Origin of the sequence: Nocardia sp. NPDC052001, from assembly GCF_040680615.1 — a bacterium.
Classification (GTDB): Bacteria; Actinomycetota; Actinomycetes; order Mycobacteriales; family Mycobacteriaceae; genus Nocardia.
Genome location: NZ_JBFAXC010000004.1, coordinates 582039 through 601808, shown reverse-complemented (window position 1 = coordinate 601808; position 19770 = coordinate 582039). Strand labels below are relative to the sequence as shown.

The 19770-nt window shown below is 66.5% G+C and carries 13 protein-coding genes and 1 pseudogene; 9 read left to right on the top strand and 5 right to left on the bottom strand.

Annotation, left to right across the window (positions count from 1 at the left end):
* Positions 1–2059 precede the first annotated feature (2059 nt).
* Positions 2060–3337 (bottom strand): annotated as a pseudogene (locus AB0L82_RS22850) (DEAD/DEAH box helicase); the annotation flags it as partial.
* A 496-nt stretch (positions 3338–3833) separates the two neighbouring features.
* On the opposite strand from AB0L82_RS22850, the gene AB0L82_RS22845 reads away from it, so the two are divergent.
* Positions 3834–4868 carry an alpha/beta fold hydrolase gene (locus AB0L82_RS22845; protein WP_364639524.1) on the top strand — a complete coding sequence of 345 codons (1035 nt, stop codon included), beginning with the start codon at positions 3834–3836 and terminating at the stop codon, positions 4866–4868.
* A 20-nt stretch (positions 4869–4888) separates the two neighbouring features.
* On the opposite strand, the gene AB0L82_RS22840 is transcribed toward AB0L82_RS22845, so the two are convergent.
* On the bottom strand, positions 4889–5989 hold the full coding sequence (locus tag AB0L82_RS22840; RefSeq protein WP_364639521.1) for an SGNH/GDSL hydrolase family protein: 1101 nt from the start codon (positions 5987–5989) through the stop codon (positions 4889–4891).
* 135 nt (positions 5990–6124) lie between these two features.
* Here AB0L82_RS22840 and AB0L82_RS22835 point away from each other — a divergent pair, with 135 nt between their 5' ends.
* On the top strand, positions 6125–6826 hold the full coding sequence (locus AB0L82_RS22835; protein ID WP_364639518.1) for a ferritin-like fold-containing protein: 702 nt from the start codon (positions 6125–6127) through the stop codon (positions 6824–6826).
* Between the two features lie 101 nt (positions 6827–6927).
* A complete protein-coding gene (locus AB0L82_RS22830) occupies positions 6928–7155 on the top strand; it encodes a DUF3107 domain-containing protein (protein WP_364639516.1) in 228 nt (75 codons plus the stop codon).
* Positions 7156–7221: 66 nt separating this feature from the next.
* Here AB0L82_RS22830 and AB0L82_RS22825 read toward each other — a convergent pair whose 3' ends face one another.
* Positions 7222–7896: a TetR/AcrR family transcriptional regulator gene (locus AB0L82_RS22825; protein ID WP_364639513.1), complete on the bottom strand. Its 675-nt coding sequence runs from the start codon at positions 7894–7896 to the stop codon at positions 7222–7224.
* A gap of 433 nt (positions 7897–8329) precedes the next feature.
* On the opposite strand from AB0L82_RS22825, the gene AB0L82_RS22820 reads away from it, so the two are divergent.
* The 3 genes from AB0L82_RS22820 to AB0L82_RS22810 all read left to right on the top strand — a co-directional run bounded on the left by AB0L82_RS22820 (position 8330) and on the right by AB0L82_RS22810 (position 11777).
* On the top strand, positions 8330–9304 hold the full coding sequence (locus tag AB0L82_RS22820; protein WP_364640453.1) for a DUF3152 domain-containing protein: 975 nt from the start codon (positions 8330–8332) through the stop codon (positions 9302–9304).
* A gap of 103 nt (positions 9305–9407) precedes the next feature.
* Entirely contained in the window at positions 9408–10595 is a 1188-nt protein-coding gene (moeZ, locus tag AB0L82_RS22815) for an adenylyltransferase/sulfurtransferase MoeZ (RefSeq protein WP_364639510.1), read from the top strand.
* A 330-nt stretch (positions 10596–10925) separates the two neighbouring features.
* The gene (locus AB0L82_RS22810) at positions 10926–11777 is read left to right on the top strand and encodes a TIGR02569 family protein (protein ID WP_364640450.1); all 852 of its coding nucleotides are present in this window, start codon (positions 10926–10928) and stop codon (positions 11775–11777) included.
* 113 nt (positions 11778–11890) lie between these two features.
* On the opposite strand, the gene AB0L82_RS22805 is transcribed toward AB0L82_RS22810, so the two are convergent.
* Together AB0L82_RS22805 and AB0L82_RS22800 are read right to left on the bottom strand one after the other, a co-directional pair.
* Positions 11891–13357 (bottom strand): nitrate/nitrite transporter, encoded by a 1467-nt coding sequence (locus AB0L82_RS22805; protein ID WP_364639507.1) that lies wholly within the window; start codon positions 13355–13357, stop codon positions 11891–11893.
* 165 nt (positions 13358–13522) lie between these two features.
* The gene (locus AB0L82_RS22800) at positions 13523–14194 is read right to left on the bottom strand and encodes an FCD domain-containing protein (RefSeq protein ID WP_364639504.1); all 672 of its coding nucleotides are present in this window, start codon (positions 14192–14194) and stop codon (positions 13523–13525) included.
* A gap of 230 nt (positions 14195–14424) precedes the next feature.
* Between AB0L82_RS22800 and AB0L82_RS22795 the strand changes: the two genes are divergently transcribed.
* The 3 genes from AB0L82_RS22795 to nirB all read left to right on the top strand — a co-directional run bounded on the left by AB0L82_RS22795 (position 14425) and on the right by nirB (position 19765).
* A complete protein-coding gene (locus AB0L82_RS22795; protein WP_364640447.1) occupies positions 14425–15576 on the top strand; it encodes an MFS transporter in 1152 nt (383 codons plus the stop codon).
* Between the two features lie 164 nt (positions 15577–15740).
* Positions 15741–17201 (top strand): nitrate/nitrite transporter, encoded by a 1461-nt coding sequence (locus AB0L82_RS22790; protein ID WP_364639501.1) that lies wholly within the window; start codon positions 15741–15743, stop codon positions 17199–17201.
* Between the two features lie 26 nt (positions 17202–17227).
* Complete coding sequence (nirB, locus tag AB0L82_RS22785) at positions 17228–19765, top strand: nitrite reductase large subunit NirB (RefSeq protein WP_364639499.1); 2538 nt, start codon at positions 17228–17230, stop codon at positions 19763–19765.
* Positions 19766–19770 lie beyond the last annotated feature (5 nt).

Genomic DNA, 19770 nt, shown 5'->3' with positions numbered 1-19770 from the left:
CCGCAACTGCCTTGGCCGCGGTCTTGCGTGCGGTTTTGGCCGGTGCGACCGTCTTCTTCGCCGCTGCGGTCTTGGTGCTCTTGCGAGCCGCCTTGACCGGTTCGGCCGGAACCTCCACTGCGGCAGCAGTCTTGGCGACGCGCTTGCCGGTCGCCTTCGCGGGCTCTGCGACGACGTCGACCGCTGCCTTGGCCGCACTCTTACGAGCCGTCTTGGCGGGCGTGGTTTCGACCGCTGCCGGAGCCTTGGCGGACGCGGCGGCCTTCTTGCGTGCCGGGGCCTTTACGGGCTCGGCGACCACTTCCGCGACCTCGGCGGTCTTGGCCGCTGCCTTGGTGCTCTTGCGAGCGGCCTTCGCAGGTGCGGCCGCGACTTCGGCGACCGTGTCGGTGGTCGCCGCCTTGGCGGTGCGCTTGCGTGCCGGGGTCTCGGTCTCGGTGACCGGGGTCTCGGCCGCGGTGCGCTTGCGGGTGCTCTTCGCCGGTGCGGCTGCTTCGGTCGCGACTGCGACTTCGGCGGGGGCCGTGGCGGTTTCGGCGGCGGCCTTGGTGCTGCGGCGGGCGCGCTTGGGGGCGGCGTCCTCCGAGACCTGAGCCGTGGCGGTGACCGGATCGCCGGAAACCGTTGCGGCGGGGGCGGAACCGTTCACGGCCGGGGCCGGGCTCGCCGTGGGGCGGCTGGCCCGGCGGCGGCCGGTGCTCTTGACCGGTTCGGCCGGAGCCACCGACGCGGTGACCGGATCGCCGGAAGCGACTGCGGCACCGGTGGTTTCGGCAGCCGCATCGCCCGGAGCCAGGGCCGGGCGACTGGCGCGGCGGCGGGCAGGGCGCTGACCTGGCACCGTTGCCGGAGCGGCTGGCGCTTCGGCTTCGGCGGTGACCGTCGCGGCGGGCGCGGTGGCAGCACCGTCCACCGCTTGATCAGCCGTGGCGGGGTTGCCGGTGACCGCATCGGCCGCGGGCTTGTCCGCGCGGCGGGCGCGGGTGCGCTTCGCCGGAGCGGCAGCCGCCGTGCCGGATGCGACCTCGGCTGAATTCACCTCGGCGGCAACCGATTCGGTGGCAACCACGGCGGGCGCGGTGACCTGGGCCGAGTCCGTGACACCGACCTGGGCGGCGGCTTCGGCCGGGGCCGAACCGTTCTCGCCGGTTCCCCGCGCACGACGGGTGCGGGTGCGCTTCGCTGGTGCGGCGGCCTCGGCCACCGCGGCCGAATCGGCCGGAGCCGACGTGGACGCCACCGAGTCGACTGGAGCCGATGCGGTCGCCACAGAGTCGGATGCCACCGAGTCGGACGGAGCGGATGCGGTCGCAGTCGAATCCACGGTCGCAGGCGAACCTGCGGCCACCGCGGAAGTGGTTGCCGCGGTGCCGGTTTCGTCGGCATGGCTGAAGGTGACCGTGGTGACGGGCGGAGTGACCGCGCCGTTCGTGACCGCGCCACCGGCGTTGCCGACCGCGTTCTCGGTCACGGTGTTCGCCGTGGCGTCGTTCTCGGCCACGGAATTCACGGCCGCCGCGTTCTCGGTGGTGTGCTCACCGTTGCCGCGCACGCCGTTGTTGTCCGAACCGCGGTTGCGGCGGTTGCGGTTGCGCCTGCGGCCTTCGCGCACCGGGGCGTCGCCGGTGTCGGCCCGGGGGGCCTCGGCGGCGGACTCGGTGTCGGCCTGATCCTCGGCGGTGGTGGAAACCGTTGCGGCGGTGGCATTGTCGGAACCACCACGGCCACGGCGGCGGCGACGGCGGCGGCCCGGCTTATCGGCGGAGCCTTCCTCGTTGCCCGCGACCGCATGGCCGTTGACGGCGTGACCGTTGAGCGCGTGACCGTTCACGGCCGCGCCATTGCCGTTGACGGCGGTGCCGTTGACCGGGTTGCCGTTCACGGAGTTGCCGTCGACCGAACTGCCATTGACCGAATCGGCTTCTGCGCCAGTCGCATTCGACCCGTTGACCCGCACGTCCTCACCGGTGCGCGCGCCACGGGTGCGCTTGCGATTGCGGCTGCGCGGCGAGCGGGCTTCGCGGGGTTCGCGTTCCACCACCACGGCGTCCTCATCGCGTACGACGGGGCGCGTGCGCACGATGCCGGTGACGTTCTGGGGGATGCCCAGATCGGAGTACAGGTGCGGGGACCGCGAATAGGTCTCGACCGGTTCGGGCATACCGAGCTTCAATGCCTGGTCGATGGACGCCCAGCGCTTGAGCTCATCCCAGTCGACGAGCGTGACGGCGACGCCGGTGCGCCCCGCGCGGCCGGTGCGGCCGATGCGGTGCACGTAGGTCTTCTCGTCCTCGGTGCACTGGTAGTTGATGACGTGGGTGACATCGTCGATATCGATACCGCGCGCGGCGACATCGGTGGCGACGAGCACGTCGATCTTGCCTTCGCGGAACTTCTTGAGCGCCTTCTCGCGGGCGATCTGCCCGAGGTCGCCGTGTACCGCGCCGACCGCGAAGCCGCGTTCGGCCAGATCGTCGGCGACCTTCTGCGCGGTGCGCTTGGTGCGCGCGAAAATCATTGTGGCGCCGCGAGTTTCGGCCTGCAGAATGCGGGCGACGACTTCGCTCTTGTCCAGTGCGTGCGCCCGGTACGCGAACTGCGTGATGCGATCGGTGATGGTCGAGTCGTGCGGCTCCTCGGCCCGAATATGCGTGGGCCGGTTCAGGAACGTGCGCGCCAGGGTGATGATCGGACCCGGCATGGTGGCCGAGAACAGCATGGTCTGACGCTGGTCCGGGACCATGCTCAGAATGCGCTCGATATCGGGCAGGAAGCCCAGGTCCAGCATTTCGTCGGCTTCGTCGAGCACCAGGACCTGGACCTTGCCCAGGATGAGGTGCTGCTGTTCGGCCAGGTCCAGCAGTCGTCCAGGGGTGCCGACCACGACGTCGACGCCATTGCGCAGCGCGGCGATCTGGGTGTCGTAGGGCCGTCCGCCGTAGATGGAGGTGACCCGAAGCGGGCGTCCCTCATGCGTTTTGACGTACTTGCTGGCGTTCTCCAGATCGGAGGTGACCTGCATGCACAGCTCGCGCGTCGGCACGATGACCAGTGCGCGCGGCGTGCCGTCCAGCGGAATGGTGCCCGAGGTGCCGGAGGCGATGCGGTGCAGCAGCGGCACACCGAAGCCGAAGGTCTTGCCCATGCCGGTGCGGGCCTGCCCGATGAGGTCTTCACCGGCCAGCGCGAGCGGCAGGGTGAGTTCCTGGATGGCGAAGGTGCGTTCGATGCCCATTTCGCCGAGGGCGCGCACGATCTCGGGGTTGACGCCGAGTTCGGCGAAGGTGGGGGCGGTGTGGGTTTCGTCGAGCTCCGCGGTCAGCAGCGTGTCGGCCACTCCGGGTTCCTGCTCTACGGTGATCTTGCTCAGGGTACGTGCCTTCCTCGATTTATCGCGTCTCGCGCGCACGAGGTGTGGGGCGGACCGGCCGGTCCGCGCTGCCACTTGATCCGTTCGTCTGTCGCCGCTGCGGGATGCTCTTGCGGGCATCGACCTGGCGCGGCGGACAATGTTGCGGATCGGAGTGCGCGCACATTTTCCGTGACTACGGCCACCCGATCGAAACACGTTCGGGCGAAAGTTTCCGTTGTCCCCGGAGATTGTAGCGTGATACGGTCTTCGCTCTTTTCCCCGCCACCGCAATTGCCTTCGATATTGCGCTGCTAGACGCGATTCCCCGGCATATCGGTTGCCCGCCCCGAGTCTTCGCAGCCACGTTAAGGATTGTGCCGCAGTGGAATTGGCCCGGATGCCGCGTGTACTCACCCAGGTCGGCAGTTGGATTGCTCACATAGCTGTTACAAGCTGTAGCAGCATGTGCGAAGTTGTGCGGGTGAGCTTGGCAGACACCGTGAGCATCGCCGCGCGCAATGCGTGGGCCCTGACCTTCGGCACCGGCATCGGAGCCCCCGAACCGACCCCGTCAACGGTGCTTTCCAGTGCGCCGCACCGGGAATTGCGCCGCTATGACGGCGCGGCGGACGGCGATCCGGCGGTGCTGCTGGTGCCGCCGCTGGCCGCCCCCGCGTTCTGCTTCGATCTGAGCCCCGAGCAGAGCATGGCGCGCTTCCTGCTGGAATCCGGTCGTGCGCCCTACCTGGTCGATTACGGCGATATCAGCTTCGAGGACCGCCGTATGGGCTTCGAGGATTGGATCGACGACATCCTGCCGGAGGCGATTCGCCAGGTGTCCGCCGATCGCGGCGGTCAGCCGGTGGATCTGGTGGGCTGGTCCATCGGTGGCGTGCTGGCGCTGCTGACCGCTGCCGCCGATGACACGCTGCCGATCCGCTCCATCACGGCGGTGGGCGCGCCGCTGAGCTACAACCACATGGTGGGCGTGCGGGAATTGCGCGCGCTGGCCCGTCTGGACGGCGGCCGCACCGCGACGGCCGCGATTCGCGCCACCGGTGGGGTGTCGGCACAGCTGACCCGGATCGCGTACCGCGCGACCGCGTGGGATCGAGAACTCAAGCGCCCCTTCTTCATTGCCAGCAATATCACCGATACGCCGACGCTGGAGCGGATGGCGACGATCGACCGTTTCCAGAATTCGCTGCCGGGTTATCCGGGCCGTTTCTACAACCAGTTGTGGGGCCGGTTCATGTTGAACAATGACATCGGCAAGGGCGTGGTGCGTTTCGGTGCGCGCGAAATCGCGGTCGCCGATGTCACGGTTCCGGTGCTGCTGGTGGGCGGGCCGAACGATGCGATCACCGCGGCGGCCGCCGTCGAGCACGGCACGACCACGCTGACCGGCTCACCGGAGGTGCGGTACGAGACCGCACCCGGTTCGCACCTCGGCATTCTCATCGCCCGCGACACCACGTGGATGTACCTGGACAAGTTCCTGCGGGATGTGAACTAGCCCGGGGGAGTGGACGGCCGTTAGATCCCGGGAATCGTTGGGAACGGCCGCCTTTCGGGCCAGGACGTAGTGGTCAGCGTGCCGATGCGGTAGTTGGGCACCAGCGTGTCGGCGATCTGCCGGGCGATGAGTTCGTACACCGCCTGGGTGGGGTGCGCGAGATCGCTGGTGGTGAGGGCGCGCCGGATCGCGGGCGGCGTCGGATCCTGCATGCCCAGGTAGAGCACCGGCCCGTGATCCTGGGCCAGCGGTGTCAGGTTGAACTGCTGTGGATTGTTCGACACCACCTGCATCCAGTCGGCGATGCGCACGAACGAGATATTGGGCGCGAACGCTCCCAGCCCGTCCTTGGGCGGCACCCAGTGCGTGGCCAGCTGACGCAGCGCGGTGTTGAACGCCTGCACGTTCGCGACCGCCTTGGCCACCGAATCCTCGCCCTTGTCGGCGGCCTTGTCCTGGAAGCGGATCGAGACCAGCGGGCTGGGCAGGTCGATCAGCACGAAATGCTCGAATGACGGATTGGTCGGGAACGAATCGCAGATCTCGTTGACCAGATCGTTGATCTCGCGCACCAGCGGCCGGACGCCGGTTCCGGCCGCATCGGTCGGTCCCGGATTGTCGGGAACCGGCCGTTTGGCGGTGATGAGATCGTTGAGCCCGATCCAGATGACGTGCAGGGTGTGCCCGGTGAACTGGTTCTGCTCGATCAGTTTGCGGCGGGCGTTGATATAGCTGGAGACCTGCTCCTTCAGGTAGCCCAGCGCACCGGCCTTGGGCTTCCAGTCCGAGGCGGCGATGGCCCCGCCTTCGGCGTAGTTGGCGTATTTGACCGGGGCGAGATCACCGAAGTTGGTGCGCAGCACCAGTGAGTCGGTGGTCAGGGTGCGATGCGGTGCGGTGGCGTATTCGGTGTTCTTCTTATCGCCGCGAATGAGCGGTTCCCCGCCGATCCACTCGATCAGGTAGTCGGCCCAGTTCTTACCGTCGCTGTAGCGGCCTACTTCATTGGTGCGCATCATGCCGGCGGCGCGCGCGAACATGCCGGCGGGCGCCTCCCGTTTGATGCCGATATCCGACAGGCTGTCGCCGAGGACGACGAGATTCTGAATCGCAGTGGGCACGGTACTTCTCCCGAACTATCGGTTGATCATGAAAAATGTTGTGGCACAGTACCTTCCGAGCAATTCGAGGGTACGACCGATGATGTGTCAGCGATGGGTGAATGGCGTTCATACCCGCGGACTAGGGTGGGGTCCATGGGAGCAAACTCGTCTACCGCGCTGGGCGACGCGTCGGAATCGGCCGACGCGCGGATCGCCGCCACACATCCCGGAGTCGCCGACCTTTTCGCGGTCCTCGCCTACGGTGAGATCTCCGCCTTCTATCGGCTGGCCGAAGAGGCCAAATTGTCGCCGTCACTGCGCGGCAAGGTGCACGTCGCCAAGATGGCCGCCAATGAGATGGGCCATTTCGAAACGCTCGAGCAGGCGCTCGCGGACCGCGGTGCGGACGTCTTCGACGCCATGGCCCCGTTCGTGCGCGCGCTCGACGCCTATCACGCCTCCACCGACCCCTCCACCTGGCTGGAGTCGATGGTCAAGTTCTACGTCGGTGACGGTATCGCCGCCGACTTCTACACCGAGATCGCCGGCGCCCTGGCTCCCGAGGTCGCCGATGTGGTCCGCGATGTGCTCGCCGAGACCTCGCATTCGGAATTCGTGATCGAGGAGGTGCGCCGGGCGGTCGAGCAGAATCGCTCCGAGCGCGACCGGCTCACGCTGTGGGGACGCCGCCTGCTCGGCGAGGCGATCACGCAGGCGCAGTACGTGATGGCGCAGCGTGATGAGCTCACCGAACTGGTGCTCACCGCCACCGGCGATCTGAACGGTATCGCGACGCTGTTCGAACATATGCAGGATTCGCATGCCGAGCGCATGCGCGTGCTGGGTCTGGGCTAGCCCTCGTTCGCTCTCAGCGCAGGGCGGTCGCTGCCGGTGGCCGGGCGTCCTGCACTAGCCTTGGCGAAGACAGCACAGGACTCTAGGTTCGGAGGTTGGCCGTGGAGGTCAAGATCGGTATTTCGGATAGCCCGCGTGAGCTGATCATCAACAGCGCGCAGACTCCCGCCGAGGTGGAGGCACTGGTCACCGGCGCGCTGTCGGGTGAGAGCGGTGTGGTGACGCTGTCCGACGAGAAGGGCCGCAAGTACCTGATCCAGGCCAAGAAGGTCGCCTACGTGGAGATCGGCGCTCCGTCCGCGGGTCGTGTGGGTTTCGCCGCGGTCTGAAGCCGCGAATGCGTCAAAAGCAATTGCCCCGTTGAGAATTCAACGGGGCAATTCTTTGCTTGGTCTTCAGTATTTGTCGTCGATCGGATGCAAAGGCACGTGTGACAGGCCGCCCCAGCAGAGTGCGACGGTCGTATCGACCGCTTCGTCCTTGGGAATCGGGCGATCCGCCTCGAGCCAATAGCGGGCGCTGATCTGGCTGGCGCCGACGAGGCCGACGGCGAGGATGCGCGCGCGGTACGGATCCAATCCGGAATCGTGTGCGACAAGATCGAAGACCGCGTCCACACAGGATTCGGTGGCCTGCTCGACCCGGCGTTGCACCTGCGGCTCATTGGTGAGATCGGATTCGAAAACCAGTCGGAAGCCCTGGGTTTCGTGATCGACGAAGTCGAAGTACGCCTGCACGGCCGCGCGCACGCGATGCTTGTTGTCGGTGGTGGAGCGCAGCGCCTGGCGCACACTCGACACGAGGGCTTCGACATAGTTCTGCAGCACCGCCAGGTACAGCTCGAGCTTGCTCGAGAAGTGCTGGTACAGCACGGGTTTGCTGACGCCCGCACACTGCGAGATCTCATCCATGCCGGCCGCGTGATAACCGCGGAGTACGAATACCTCGCCGGCGGCGGCGAGCAGCTGTGCGCGTCGGGCCTCGCGGGGCAGGCGGGTGCCGCGCTTTGTCGGCGCCATGGCCTCGGATGACGTGCGCTGCGCGCTCATCCGGTCCACGAGGTCAGTCATTTTCCGATCTCCCAGTCGATTCCCGGCGGAAAGGATGTCACCGGGTATCACCCGAACGATACTCGCTCGAGGGGTCGGTGCCGATCCAGGTTCCGAATATTGATGTGCTGGATGTTTGTCGATCCGCACAAGGCTTTGTGGATGCGGCTCGTGTATTCGGCGAGCGCGCTTGCCGCTTCGATTATGCGAGGCGGGTCACAACTGTGTAGCACATGTCCGGATTTGTGAGATCCGTCGCTGTCCCCGTGACGGCCCGTGAGTGCGGTCGAGCGCACTGTGAGAGTCTGTTCTGGTGACCGACGACGGGGGCAGAAACTCCAAGCGGAAAGGCCGACCGACCGGGCCGATTTACGATCCGCTCGGGCTGTACACCGGGAACCCTCCGGCACATCCCGAGCAATCCGGACAACCGGATTCGCCCGGACCGTCCGGACTGCCGGTGCTCGCCGAGGAACGGCTCCCGCTCCCGCATGAACCGCTGCGCGCCAGCTGGGATCCCACCGCCGCGCCCGAGGGATCGCGTGATCGGCCCGAACGCGAGACCAAGAAGCAGAGTCCGCTGGGGCGTTTCGTCTCCACCTACGGCTGGCGTGCCTATGCGCTGCCGGTACTGCTCGTGGTGACCGGGCTGGTCGCGGTGGACGCGTTCCGCGGCGGCGGTGACAGTGTCGCCGGGGTACCGGGTTTCGGGCGATTGAGTGATCGCAGCGAGACCACCAAGATCATCGGTGTACCGCCGCCGGGCAGTGGCAAGTTCGCCGCCAACCTGCCGACGGGTGCGGTGCCCGGCGGTGGGCCGTTCACCGAAATCGGTGCGGGCACTTGGCATATCGTGCCAGGCGGGACCGGACAGGTCGGCACCGGTTCGGAGCACGTGTTCAGCTATACCGTCGAAATCGAGGACGGGGTGGACACTTCCGGGTTCGGCGGGGACACCTCGGTGGCGCAGATGGTGGATGCCACGCTCGCCAATCCCAAGAGCTGGACCCATGATTCGCGTTTCGCGTTCCGGCGCGTCGACAACGGCAATCCGGATTTCCGGATCTCACTGACCTCGCGGGAGACCACGCACAAGTCGTGCGGTTTCGAGATCCCGATCGACTCCTCCTGCTACAACTCGGATTTGGATCGCGTGGTGCTGTCCGAGGTGCGCTGGGTGCGCGGTGCGCCGGCGTTCGAGGGCGATATCGGCTCGTACCGGCAGTATCAGATCAACCATGAGACCGGGCACGCCATCGGCTATCACGAGCATCAGCCGTGCGATGTGGACGGCGGGCTGGCGCCGGTGATGATGCAGCAGACTTTCGGCACCCGTAATAACGACATCGCCACCCTCGACCCGACCGGTGTGGTGCCGATGGACGGTAAGAAGTGCCGCTTCAATCCGTGGCCGTATCCCCGCGACTAGTGCGCCGCCGCACGCCGCCTAGGCTGGGGAAGAACGGCCAGGGCCGCGGTGTTGCACGAGTGGCCGCGAAATGCCGGCGAAGTCGATTGAGGAGTCTGCCAGCGTGACAGCAACGCATCCTTCCCTGCCGCCCCTGGTGGAGCCGGCCGCGGAGCTGACCAAGGACGAGGTCGCCCGCTACAGCCGCCATCTGATCATTCCCGATCTCGGGGTGACGGGTCAGAAACGTCTGAAGAACGCCCGCGTACTGGTGATCGGTGCGGGCGGGCTGGGTTCCCCGGCGCTGCTGTATCTGGCCGCCGCCGGTGTGGGCACGCTCGGCATCGTCGAATTCGACGAGGTCGACGCCTCGAACCTGCAACGCCAGATCATTCACGGCGAATCCGATATCGGCCGTTCCAAGGCGGACAGCGCCCGCGACTCGATTCTGGAGATCAACTCCGGAATCAACGTGGAGCTGCACAAGATTCGCCTCGAACCCGATAACGCCATCGAACTGTTCCGGCAGTACGACCTGATCGTCGACGGCACCGACAACTTCGCCACGCGTTATCTGGTGAACGATGCCGCCGTGCTCGCGGGCAAGCCGTACGTCTGGGGTTCCATCTATCGCTTCGAGGGCCAGGTCTCCATCTTCTGGGAAGACGCCCCCGACGGCCGCGGCATCAACTACCGCGACCTCTACCCCGAGGCCCCGCCGCCCGGCATGGTCCCCTCCTGCGCCGAAGGCGGCGTCCTGGGCGTGCTGTGCGCGTCCATCGGCTCGATCATGGTCACCGAGGCCATCAAACTCATCACCGGCATCGGCGACCCGCTGCTCGGCCGCCTGATGGTCTACGACGCACTCGATATGACCTACCGCACCATCAAGCTCCGCCGCGACCCCGAACGCCAGCCCATCACCGAACTCATCGACTACGACGCCTTCTGCGGCGTGGTCTCCGAGGAAGGCCAAGCCGCCGCGATCGGCTCCACGGTGACCGCCCGCGAACTGAAGGAAATGCTCGACGCGGGCAAGGACGTAGCCATCATCGACGTCCGCGAACCAGTCGAATGGGAAATCGTCCGCATAGAAGGCGCAACCCTGATCCCCAAGGACCGCATCCTCACCGGCGAAGCCCTAGCCGACCTCCCCCAAAACACCCCCATAGTCCTGCACTGCAAAACCGGCATCCGCTCAGCCGAGGCATTGGCCGCATTGAAAAACGCCGGCTTCTCCGACGCCACCCACCTCCAAGGCGGCATCATCGCCTGGGCCAACCAGGTAGACCCCTCCCTCCCGGTCTACTAGGCGGCACACCGAAACGCAGAGGCTGGTCGGGAGCCAACTCCCGGCCAGTCGAAATGGCTTGGCCCGCTACGGCTTAGGCTTACCGACGCCCGTTTTGGTGGTCCGCGGTGGGTTCGCAAGGCCGGATCCGATCGACTCGATTCGCCGGTCGAGTCCCGCCGCCATCGGGGCATTTCCCCAGAGGGCACTGCTGATGTTCTCGAAGCCGTTGTGTGAATGCGGAATCCGCGGGCTGGTGGCCGAGGCGGTAAGGATGGTTTACGGACCGGGCGGTTTCCGGCGCGGCGTCCGATTCGGGTCACTTTGCGGCGGTACCGTACGCGCGTGACCATGACTGCTGTGGAGCCTCCTGAGCATGTGCGGGCGACCTTTGGGTTGCGCGAGGCTGCGCCGGTTCCGCTGGGGAACTGGGATGGGGGGTGGCGGTGTGCGGATGTGGTGTTGAGTCCGGTGACCGATCATGCGCGGGCTGCCTGGTCGGCGAAGGTTCGGGAGACGTTGCGGGTTGATGGGGTGCGGTTGGCTCGGCCGGTGCGGGCCACCGATGGGCGGTATGTGGTGTCGGGGTGGCGGGCGGATACCTTCCTCGAGGGGATTCCGGAGCCTCGGCATGATGAGGTGGTCTCGCTATCGCTTCGATTACACGAGGTGACGGCGAAGTTGGAGCGGCCTCGGTTTCTGGCGCAGGCGCCCGCCGCGCCCTGGATGGATGTGGATGTTTTCGCCGCGGCGGATCGGGCTGCCTGGGAGGCGGTGCCGTTGCGGACGTTGAAGGTGGGCGGGTTGCTGCCCGCGACCTCGCCGGACGGGGATCGCAGTCTGATGTTGATCACGCAGCTTTCGACGCTGCGTAAGCCGATCGCCACGCCGCCGCAGCTGGTGCACGGTGATCTGTTCGGGACCGTGCTGTTCCACACCGGTTCCGCGCCCGGCCTTACCGACATCACCCCGTATTGGCGGCCCGCGCCCTGGGCGGCGGCCGTCATCGTGGTCGACGCGCTGTCCTGGGGCGGAGCCGACGACGGCCTGCTGGAGCGCTGGGCGGGACTGCCCGAATGGCCGCAGATGCTGGTGCGGGCGGTCATGTTCCGGCTCGCGGTGCACGCGCTGCACCCGAGGTCGACGCCGCAGGCGTTCCCGGGGCTGGCGCGCACCGCCGACATGATCCGGCTGATCCTGTAGTCGGACAAGCGCGGTCGTCCGATCCGCGCCGATGCCGAAAGACTGTCGCGCCGAGCGAATTGCTCGGCGCGACAGTCATATTCAGGGGGATTGATGCTCCCCGAGCGCGAGAATCACACGTTGGCGTGCGCCAGGGACGGGACGCGGCTCGCCGCGAACGAGGTCCGCAGATAGAACCACCAGGTGATCCCCGCCATCGCGAGATACGCCACCGCGTACCCCCAGAACGCCGGAGTCATGCTGCCGTAGTGCGTATTCGACAGCCGCAGCGCCTGCTGTAGCACCCAGCCGCCCGCCGCGCCGACCGCGCCGATGACACCGATGGCCGCACCGGCCTGCCGCTTGGCGGAGATGAGCGCCGCCGAGATGTCCTGCCCGGTCTCCGAGGCTCGCCGCCGCGATTCCGCCCCGAAGATGGACGGGATCATCCGGTAGGTGGACCCGTTGCCGATACCGGTGAGCACGAACAGCACCAGGAACGAAATCAGGTACAGCGGAAAGTTCTTCGCCGACAGCGACGCCATGATGAGCAGTGTCGCGACCGCCATACCGCCGAACACGTACAGCGTCATCTTGGCCCCGCCGACCTTATCGGAGATCCATCCGCCGAACGGCCGGCTCATGGAGCCGACGAGTGCGCCGAGGAATGCCAGATTGCCGAGCGTCCCCATCCAGCCGATCTTGGCGAGGCTGGGGAAGTTGGCCTTGAGCAGTGTCGGGAACGCGAAGGAGAAGCCGATGAACGATCCGAAGGTGCCGACGTAGAGGATCGCCATCACCCAGGTGTGCCGGTTGGTGAGCGCCAATTTGTACGACGCCCCATCGGATTTCGCGCCGGACAGCGAGTCCATGTATCGCAGCGCCCCGAACATGGCGACCAGGATGAACGGAATCCACATGAGCACCGCGAGGGTGATGCCGAACCGGTAACCGCCCGCGTCCTTGGCCATGATGTGCGTGCCGAGCGTGATGATCAGCGGCACGAACAACTGGGTCTGCGCCACGCCGAGATTGCCGCCCGCGGCGTTGATGCCAAGTGCCGCACCCTTTTTGCCTTCGGGGTAGAAGAAGTTGATGTTCGCCATCGACGAGGAGAAGTTGCCGCCGCCGACACCGGCGAGCGCGGCCAGCAGCATGAACACCCACATGGGCGTGCCGGGCTGATTGATGAACCAGGCCAGGCCGAGTGTGGGCAGCAGCAGCATGCCCGCGCTGAAGATGGTGAAGTTGCGCCCGCCGAAGCGCGGGATGGCGAAGGTGTACGGAATGCGAAGTGCCGCACCGACAAGCGTCGGGGTGGAGGTGAGCAGCAGGGCGTTGCTGACCGCGGTCGGGTTGCCCTTGCCGAGTCCGGCGAGGAAGTCGAATCCGGCCGCGCCCATGGCGGTGACGACGCTGCCCCAGATCACCCAGATGCTGAACCCGAGGTTTTCCGCGAATACCGAGAAGATCAGATTCTTGCGCGCGGTTTGTTTTCCGCCGTTCTCCCAGAATTCACTGTTATCGGGTTCCCAGTGATCTATCCATCGTCCGCGTTTCTGAAATGCGAACGCGGGTTTCGTTTCTTCGACGGTTGCCATGAGCAGCGTTCCTCTCGCATGTCGACCGCCCTCATCGTGGTTACCTGCGGTCGGGACAACCGTACGAAGGTGTGATTACGCCGACATAGCATTCGGTGACGCCGAAACTAATTCCGGCTCACCTTCGGATGACCTGCGCGGTGACGTTCCGTTTACCCGCAGGATTTATCGGTTGTCCGGATATTCCGCGATGAGCGAGCCGAGGAAGCAGTTGGCCGCCCGCGCCGCGCGCTCGGGATCACCGTCGATGACCGCGCGCACCAGCTCGGTGTGCTCGGTGTGGTACGCCTCGCCGGCTTTCTCGGAGCGAGAACGGATTCCGGCCGCGATCACCGGCAGCAGCGAATCGTAGAACTCCAGATATACCGCGTTATGACTGGCGACCACGATGGCGCGGTGCAGTTGCACGTCGGCGTCGATGGCGGTGTCGTGATCGTCATCCCAGGCGATCCGGCGTTCCCGGTCGAGTCGCTCCAGGTTCGCGATGTCGATGTCATCGCGGCGTTGGGCGGCGAGTGCGGCGGCGGTGGTGTCCAGCGCCTGCCGCAGTTCGAGGATGTCGCGCTGCTGGGCGTCGGCGAAGAACTCGGTGAGGGTGCCGCCGAGCGTGGAGGTGGAGATCACATAGGTCCCCGAACCCTGTCTGCGCTCGACCATCCCCGCGTGGACGAGCGCCTGCACGGCCTCACGGACGGTATTGCGGCCGGTGCCGGTGAGCTCGGTGAGTTCGGGCTCGGTGGGGATACGCGAGCCGACGGGCCAACGGCCGGAACGGATTTCGGCACGCAGCTGCTCGGTCACCTGGGCGATGAGGCTGGTGCGCCGGACTGGTTGCACGTTGCACAGCGTACCGTGCCTCACATTCTTTGCATCACATCATCGGGTCATCCTATGATTTCGTGGTGACTGCGACCCTGAACGAGACGACGGCCCCCACGCGGGGCCTTACTTCTGCTACCCGGCAGAACGCCGCCGTCGAATCGGAAAAGGCGCATACGAGGCGATCGGTACCGGAACGCAAACGCTCCCTGCTCGAAGGCCGCCTGCTCGTCCTGGCCGCCATCCTGATGTCCGCGCTCACCCTGCGCATCGCGGTCACCGCCTTCACCCCGCTGGCCTCTCGCATCGGCGATGACCTGGGCTATTCCACCGCCGTCGTCGGCGTCTTCGGCATGATCCCGACCGCCATGTTCGCCATCGCGGGCCTGCTCACCCCCGTTCTCTCCCGCCGCTTCGGGCTGGAAACCACCGCCCTGATCGCCATGCTCATGACCGCCGCGGGTTCCGCCGTGCGCGCGGTGGTCCCCGATACCTGGGAGCTGCTCGCCTTCTCGGCACTGGCCCTGACCGGTATGGGCATCGGCAATGTGGTGATCCCGCCGCTGGTCAAGCGGTACTTCTCCGATCGCCTGGCCCTGCTGAGCTCGGTCTACATCGTGCTGGTGCAGCTGGGCACCGTCATCCCGGCGCTGATCGCGGTGCCGCTGGCGGATTCGCACGGCTGGCGAGTCTCCTTGGGCCTGTGGGCGATTCTGCCCCTGCTGGCCATGCTGCCGTGGCTCGGTGTGCTGCGCATCCGGCGTGATCACGCCCGCCTGGACACCACTGAACTCCCGCCCGAGCCGCTGGAGGCGACCGGCAAGGTGTGGCGTTCACCGCTGGCCTGGGGCATGGCCCTGATGTTCGGTATGACCTCGCTGACCACGTATTCCATGTTCACCTGGATGCCCACGATCTTCTCCGACGCCGGGGCCAGCGCGTCCTTCGGCGGCAGCATGGTCGGCGTCTTCGCCCTCATCGGCCTGGCCGCCGCGCTGAGCGCGCCGATCGTGGTGGGCCGCATGCGCAATCCGTTCCCGGTCGTGATCGCCTGTGCCGGTTTCTTCTTCGCCGGTTTCGCAGGTCTGCTCATCGCCCCGATGAGCGCCCCGCTGGTGTGGGTGCTGCTGCTGGGCCTGGGCCCGTCCACCTTCCCGATGGCGCTGACCCTGATCAACCTGCGCACCCGCACCTCCGCCGGTTCGGCCGCGCTGTCCGGTTTCACCCAGGGTGTCGGCTACGCCGTGGCATGCATCGGCCCGGTGCTGTTCGGCGCGCTGCACACGATGACCGGAAAGTGGCTGGCGCCCTTCGCCTTCCTGTCGGTCGCGGTGCTGGTGTTGGTCGGCGGCGCTTGGCTGGCGTGCAAGCCGCGCATGCTGGAAGATACGTGGGGATAATTCCGCGCACTACGCGGTGAATGTGACGGTGAGGTTTCTCGCCGTCTCACCGCGCGCTCATGAGATACGTGAGCAACGTTTGATTTCCCGGTCATTTCGCGCAGCATTGCGGCAATACCCGTTTCCTACCTTGAAGTCATCAAGATTTCAGGGAGGCCGGGAAGATGCTGACGCGCAATCGCGACATCGAACACTGGGATGCCGAGGATGTTCAAGCCTGGGAATCCGGTGGTAAGGCCATCGCCCGGCGCAATCTGATCTGGTCGGTGTTCGCCGAGCACATCGGATTCTCGGTGTGGTCGATCTGGTCGGTCATGGTGCTGTTCATGCCCACCAATGTGTTCCATATCGACACCGCCGGAAAGTTCTTCCTCGGCGCCGTGCCGACCCTGGTGGGCGGCATCATGCGTATTCCATACACCGTGGCCACCGCCAGGTTCGGCGGGCGCAACTGGACCATCTTCAGCGCGCTGGCGCTGCTGGTGCCGGTGCTGCTGACGCTGTACTTCATCAACAAGCCGGGCACCTCGTACACCACCTTCCTGGTGATCGCGGCGTTCGCGGGTCTGGGCGGCGGCAACTTCTCCTCGTCGATGTCGAATATCAACGTCTTCTACCCGCAGCGGCTCAAGGGCTGGGCACTGGGCATGAACGCGGGCGGCGGCAATATCGGCGTGCCGGTGATTCAGCTTGTCGGCCTGGGAGTCATCGCCACCCTGGGCAACGCGTACGGCAATGCCTCGGTGGTCTGCCTGGTGTACTTGGCGCTCATCGTGGTCGCGGCGCTGGGCGCGGCGCTGAACATGGACAACGTCAAGAACCAGAAGGCGGATCTGTCCTACATGCTCAAGGCGCTGCGGGTACCGCAGTCCTGGGCCATTGCCTTCCTGTACATCGGCACCTTCGGTTCCTTCATCGGCTACAGCTTCGCGTTCGGCCAGGTGTTGCAGATCAGCTTCAAGGCGGGCGGCGCGACCGCCGCCGCCGCGGCGCTGCACGCGGCGCAGATTGCCTTCATCGGTCCGCTGCTGGGTTCGCTGGCCCGCCCCTACGGCGGTAAGTGGGCCGATCGCATCGGCGGCAGCCGGGTCACGCTGTACACCTTCGGGGCTATGACGACAGCCGCCGCGGTGGTCGCGGTGTCGAGCACCCTGGGTGACGGCACGGGCAGCCCCAAGGGCGGCGTGCTGGTGGCGCTGATCATCGGCTTCACCGCGTTGTTCATCATCTCCGGGTTCGGCAACGGCGCGGTCACCAAGATCATCCCGTCTGTTTTCGAAGCGAAATCCCGTGGTATCGAGGGCGATTCGGCGACCCGCGCGGCGTGGGCGCAGAACACTTCCGGTGCGCTCATCGGTTTCGTCGGCGCGATCGGCGCCCTGGGCGGTGTCGGCATCAACCTGGTGCTGCGCTCCTCCTACGCCTCCACCAGTTCGGCCACCACCGCCTTCTGGGTCTTCATGGTCTTCTACGTGGTCTGCGCCCTGGTCTGCTGGACGGTCTTCATGCGCCGCCCGAGTCTCAAGGCCCTCGATTCCGAGGTGGTCACCGAGGCCGAGGCGCTGGTGCTGAAAGCCGAAGCGGCCGAATCCGATTCCCCGTCCACCACGTCGGCCCGGGTCTGACCCGCACCGTCCCGAAAGGACCTGTCATGACGAACTCAGTCGAACGCAAGACCGCGGTGGTCGTCGGCCACGGCATGGTGGGACACCGTTTCGTGGAGGCGCTGCGCTCCCGCGACGACGCCGGTGACTGGCAGGTCATCGTGCTCAGCGAGGAGCGGCTGGCCGCGTACGACCGAGTCGGCCTCTCGTCCTACGTGGGCGAGTGGGAGACCGCGGCGCTGGCGCTGCCGGGTAACGACTACCCGGGCGATGAGCTGGTGCAGGTGCGCCTGGGCGTGCGCGCCGACGCGATCGACAAGGCCGCGCGCAAGGTCACCACCTCGACCGGTGACGTAATCGGTTATGACGCACTGGTTCTCGCGACCGGTTCGTACGCCTTCGTACCGCCGGTCCCCGGTCATGACGAGCCCGAATGCTTCGTCTACCGCACCCTCGAGGATCTGGACGGCATTCGCGCCACCGCCGAAGCCGCCGGTCCGGGCGCGGTCGGCGTGGTCGTCGGCGGCGGTCTGCTCGGCCTGGAGGCCGCCAACGCGCTGCGCCTGCTGGGCATGACCCCGCACGTGGTCGAGTTCAACCAGTGGCTGATGCCCGCCCAGATCGATGAGGGCGGCGGCGCGATCCTGGCCAAGCTGGTCACCGAACTGGGCCTGCACGTACACACCGGCGTCGGCACCTCCAGCATCGAAACCATCGCGGACGCACCGCTTTCGGAGAAGCTGAACGTCACCTTCTCGGACGAGTCGCAGTTGCGCGCCGCCCTGGTGGTGTTCGCGGCGGGCGTGCGCCCCCGCGATGAGATCGCCCGCACGGCAGGCATCGAGGTCGGCCCGCGCGGTGGCATCATCACCGACCTGAGCCTGCGAACCTCCGATCCGAACATCTACGCCATCGGCGAGGTCGCCGCGATCGAGGGCGTCTGCTACGGCCTGGTCGCCCCCGGCTACAGCACCGCCGAGGTCGTCGCGGACCGCTTGCTCGGTGGTGCGGGGGAATTCCCGGGTGCGGACCTGTCCACCAAGCTCAAGCTGCTCGGTGTGGACGTGGCCAGCTTCGGTGACGCGCACGCCCGCACCGAGGGCGCGCTCTCGGTGGTACTGCACGATGCCGCCAAGGGCACCTACGCCAAACTCGTTGTCTCCGATGACGCCAAGACGCTGCTCGGCGGCGTCCTGGTCGGCGACGCCACCGCGTACTCCTCGCTGCGCCCGCTGGTCGGCCGCCCGCTGCCCGCCGAACCGGCCGCGCTGATCTCCCCGGCCGGTGCGGAACTGGGTGCGGACGCACTGCCCGATGACGCCCAGATCTGTTCCTGCAACAATGTTTCCAAGGGTTCGATCTGCGGAGCGATCGCCGATGGCGCGTGCGATGTCCCGGCCATCAAGAGCTGCACCAATGCCGGAACCTCCTGCGGCGGTTGCGTTCCCATGCTCAAGAAGCTGCTGGAGCAGTCGGGCGTCGCGGTCTCGAAGTCGCTGTGCGAGCACTTCACGCAGTCCCGCGCCGAGCTGTTCCACATCATCCAGTCCACCGGTATCCGCACCTTCTCCGGTCTGATCGCCAAGCACGGCACCGGCACCGGTTGCGATATCTGCAAGCCGACCGTGGCCTCCATCCTGGCCTCGACCTCCAGTGATCACATTCTGGACGGCGAGCAGGCCGCGCTCCAGGACACCAACGATCACTTCCTGGCCAATCTTCAGAAGAACGGCACCTATTCGGTGGTGCCGCGCATGCCCGGCGGTGAGGTGACCGCCGAACAGCTCATCACCATCGGCCAGGTGGCCAAGGAATTCGATCTGTACGTGAAGGTCACCGGCGGTCAGCGCATCGACCTGTTCGGCGCGCGGGTCGAGCAGCTGCCGCTGATCTGGCAGCGCCTGGTCGACGCGGGCATGGAATCCGGGCACGCCTACGGCAAATCGCTGCGCACGGTGAAGTCCTGCGTCGGCTCCACCTGGTGCCGCTACGGTCAGCAGGATTCGGTCGGCATGGCGGTGCTGCTCGAAAAGCGTTACCGCGGTTTGCGTTCCCCGCACAAGCTGAAGCTGGGCGTATCCGGTTGCGCCCGCGAATGCGCGGAGGCGCGCGGTAAGGACGTCGGCGTCATCGCCACCGAGCACGGCTGGAACCTGTACGTCGGCGGCAATGGCGGTCTCACCCCGAAGCACGCGGTGCTGCTGGCCGGTGAACTCGATGACGAGACGCTGATCAGCTATATCGACCGCTACCTGATGTTCTACATCCGCACCGCCGACCGTTTGCAGCGCACCGCGCCGTGGCAGGAGGCCCTCGAGGGCGGCATCGACTACCTCAAGGCCGTCGTCTGCGAGGACAGTCTCGGCATCGCCGCCGATCTGGAAGCCGCCATGGCCCGGCACGTGGACGGCTACCGCGACGAATGGGCCGCCGTGCTCGAGGACGAGGAGAAGCTGTCCCGCTTCGTATCGTTCGTCAACGCCCCGGAAGAGGCGGATCCGACCATCGCCTTCGACGAGAGCGGTGAGCGCAAGGTGCCGGTGTTGCTGGGAATTCCGCCGATCAAGGCGGCCGATTCGCTGTGATCAGC

Coding starts and splice junctions, on each gene's coding strand:
- nirB (WP_364639499.1), top strand. CDS start 17,228: ATGACGAACTCAGTCGAACGCAAGACCGCGGTGGTCGTCGGCCACGGC.
- AB0L82_RS22795 (WP_364640447.1), top strand. CDS start 14,425: ATGTCCGCGCTCACCCTGCGCATCGCGGTCACCGCCTTCACCCCGCTG.
- AB0L82_RS22790 (WP_364639501.1), top strand. CDS start 15,741: ATGCTGACGCGCAATCGCGACATCGAACACTGGGATGCCGAGGATGTT.
- AB0L82_RS22810 (WP_364640450.1), top strand. CDS start 10,926: ATGACTGCTGTGGAGCCTCCTGAGCATGTGCGGGCGACCTTTGGGTTG.
- AB0L82_RS22825 (WP_364639513.1), bottom strand. CDS start 7,896: ATGACTGACCTCGTGGACCGGATGAGCGCGCAGCGCACGTCATCCGAG.
- AB0L82_RS22805 (WP_364639507.1), bottom strand. CDS start 13,357: ATGGCAACCGTCGAAGAAACGAAACCCGCGTTCGCATTTCAGAAACGC.
- AB0L82_RS22835 (WP_364639518.1), top strand. CDS start 6,125: ATGGGAGCAAACTCGTCTACCGCGCTGGGCGACGCGTCGGAATCGGCC.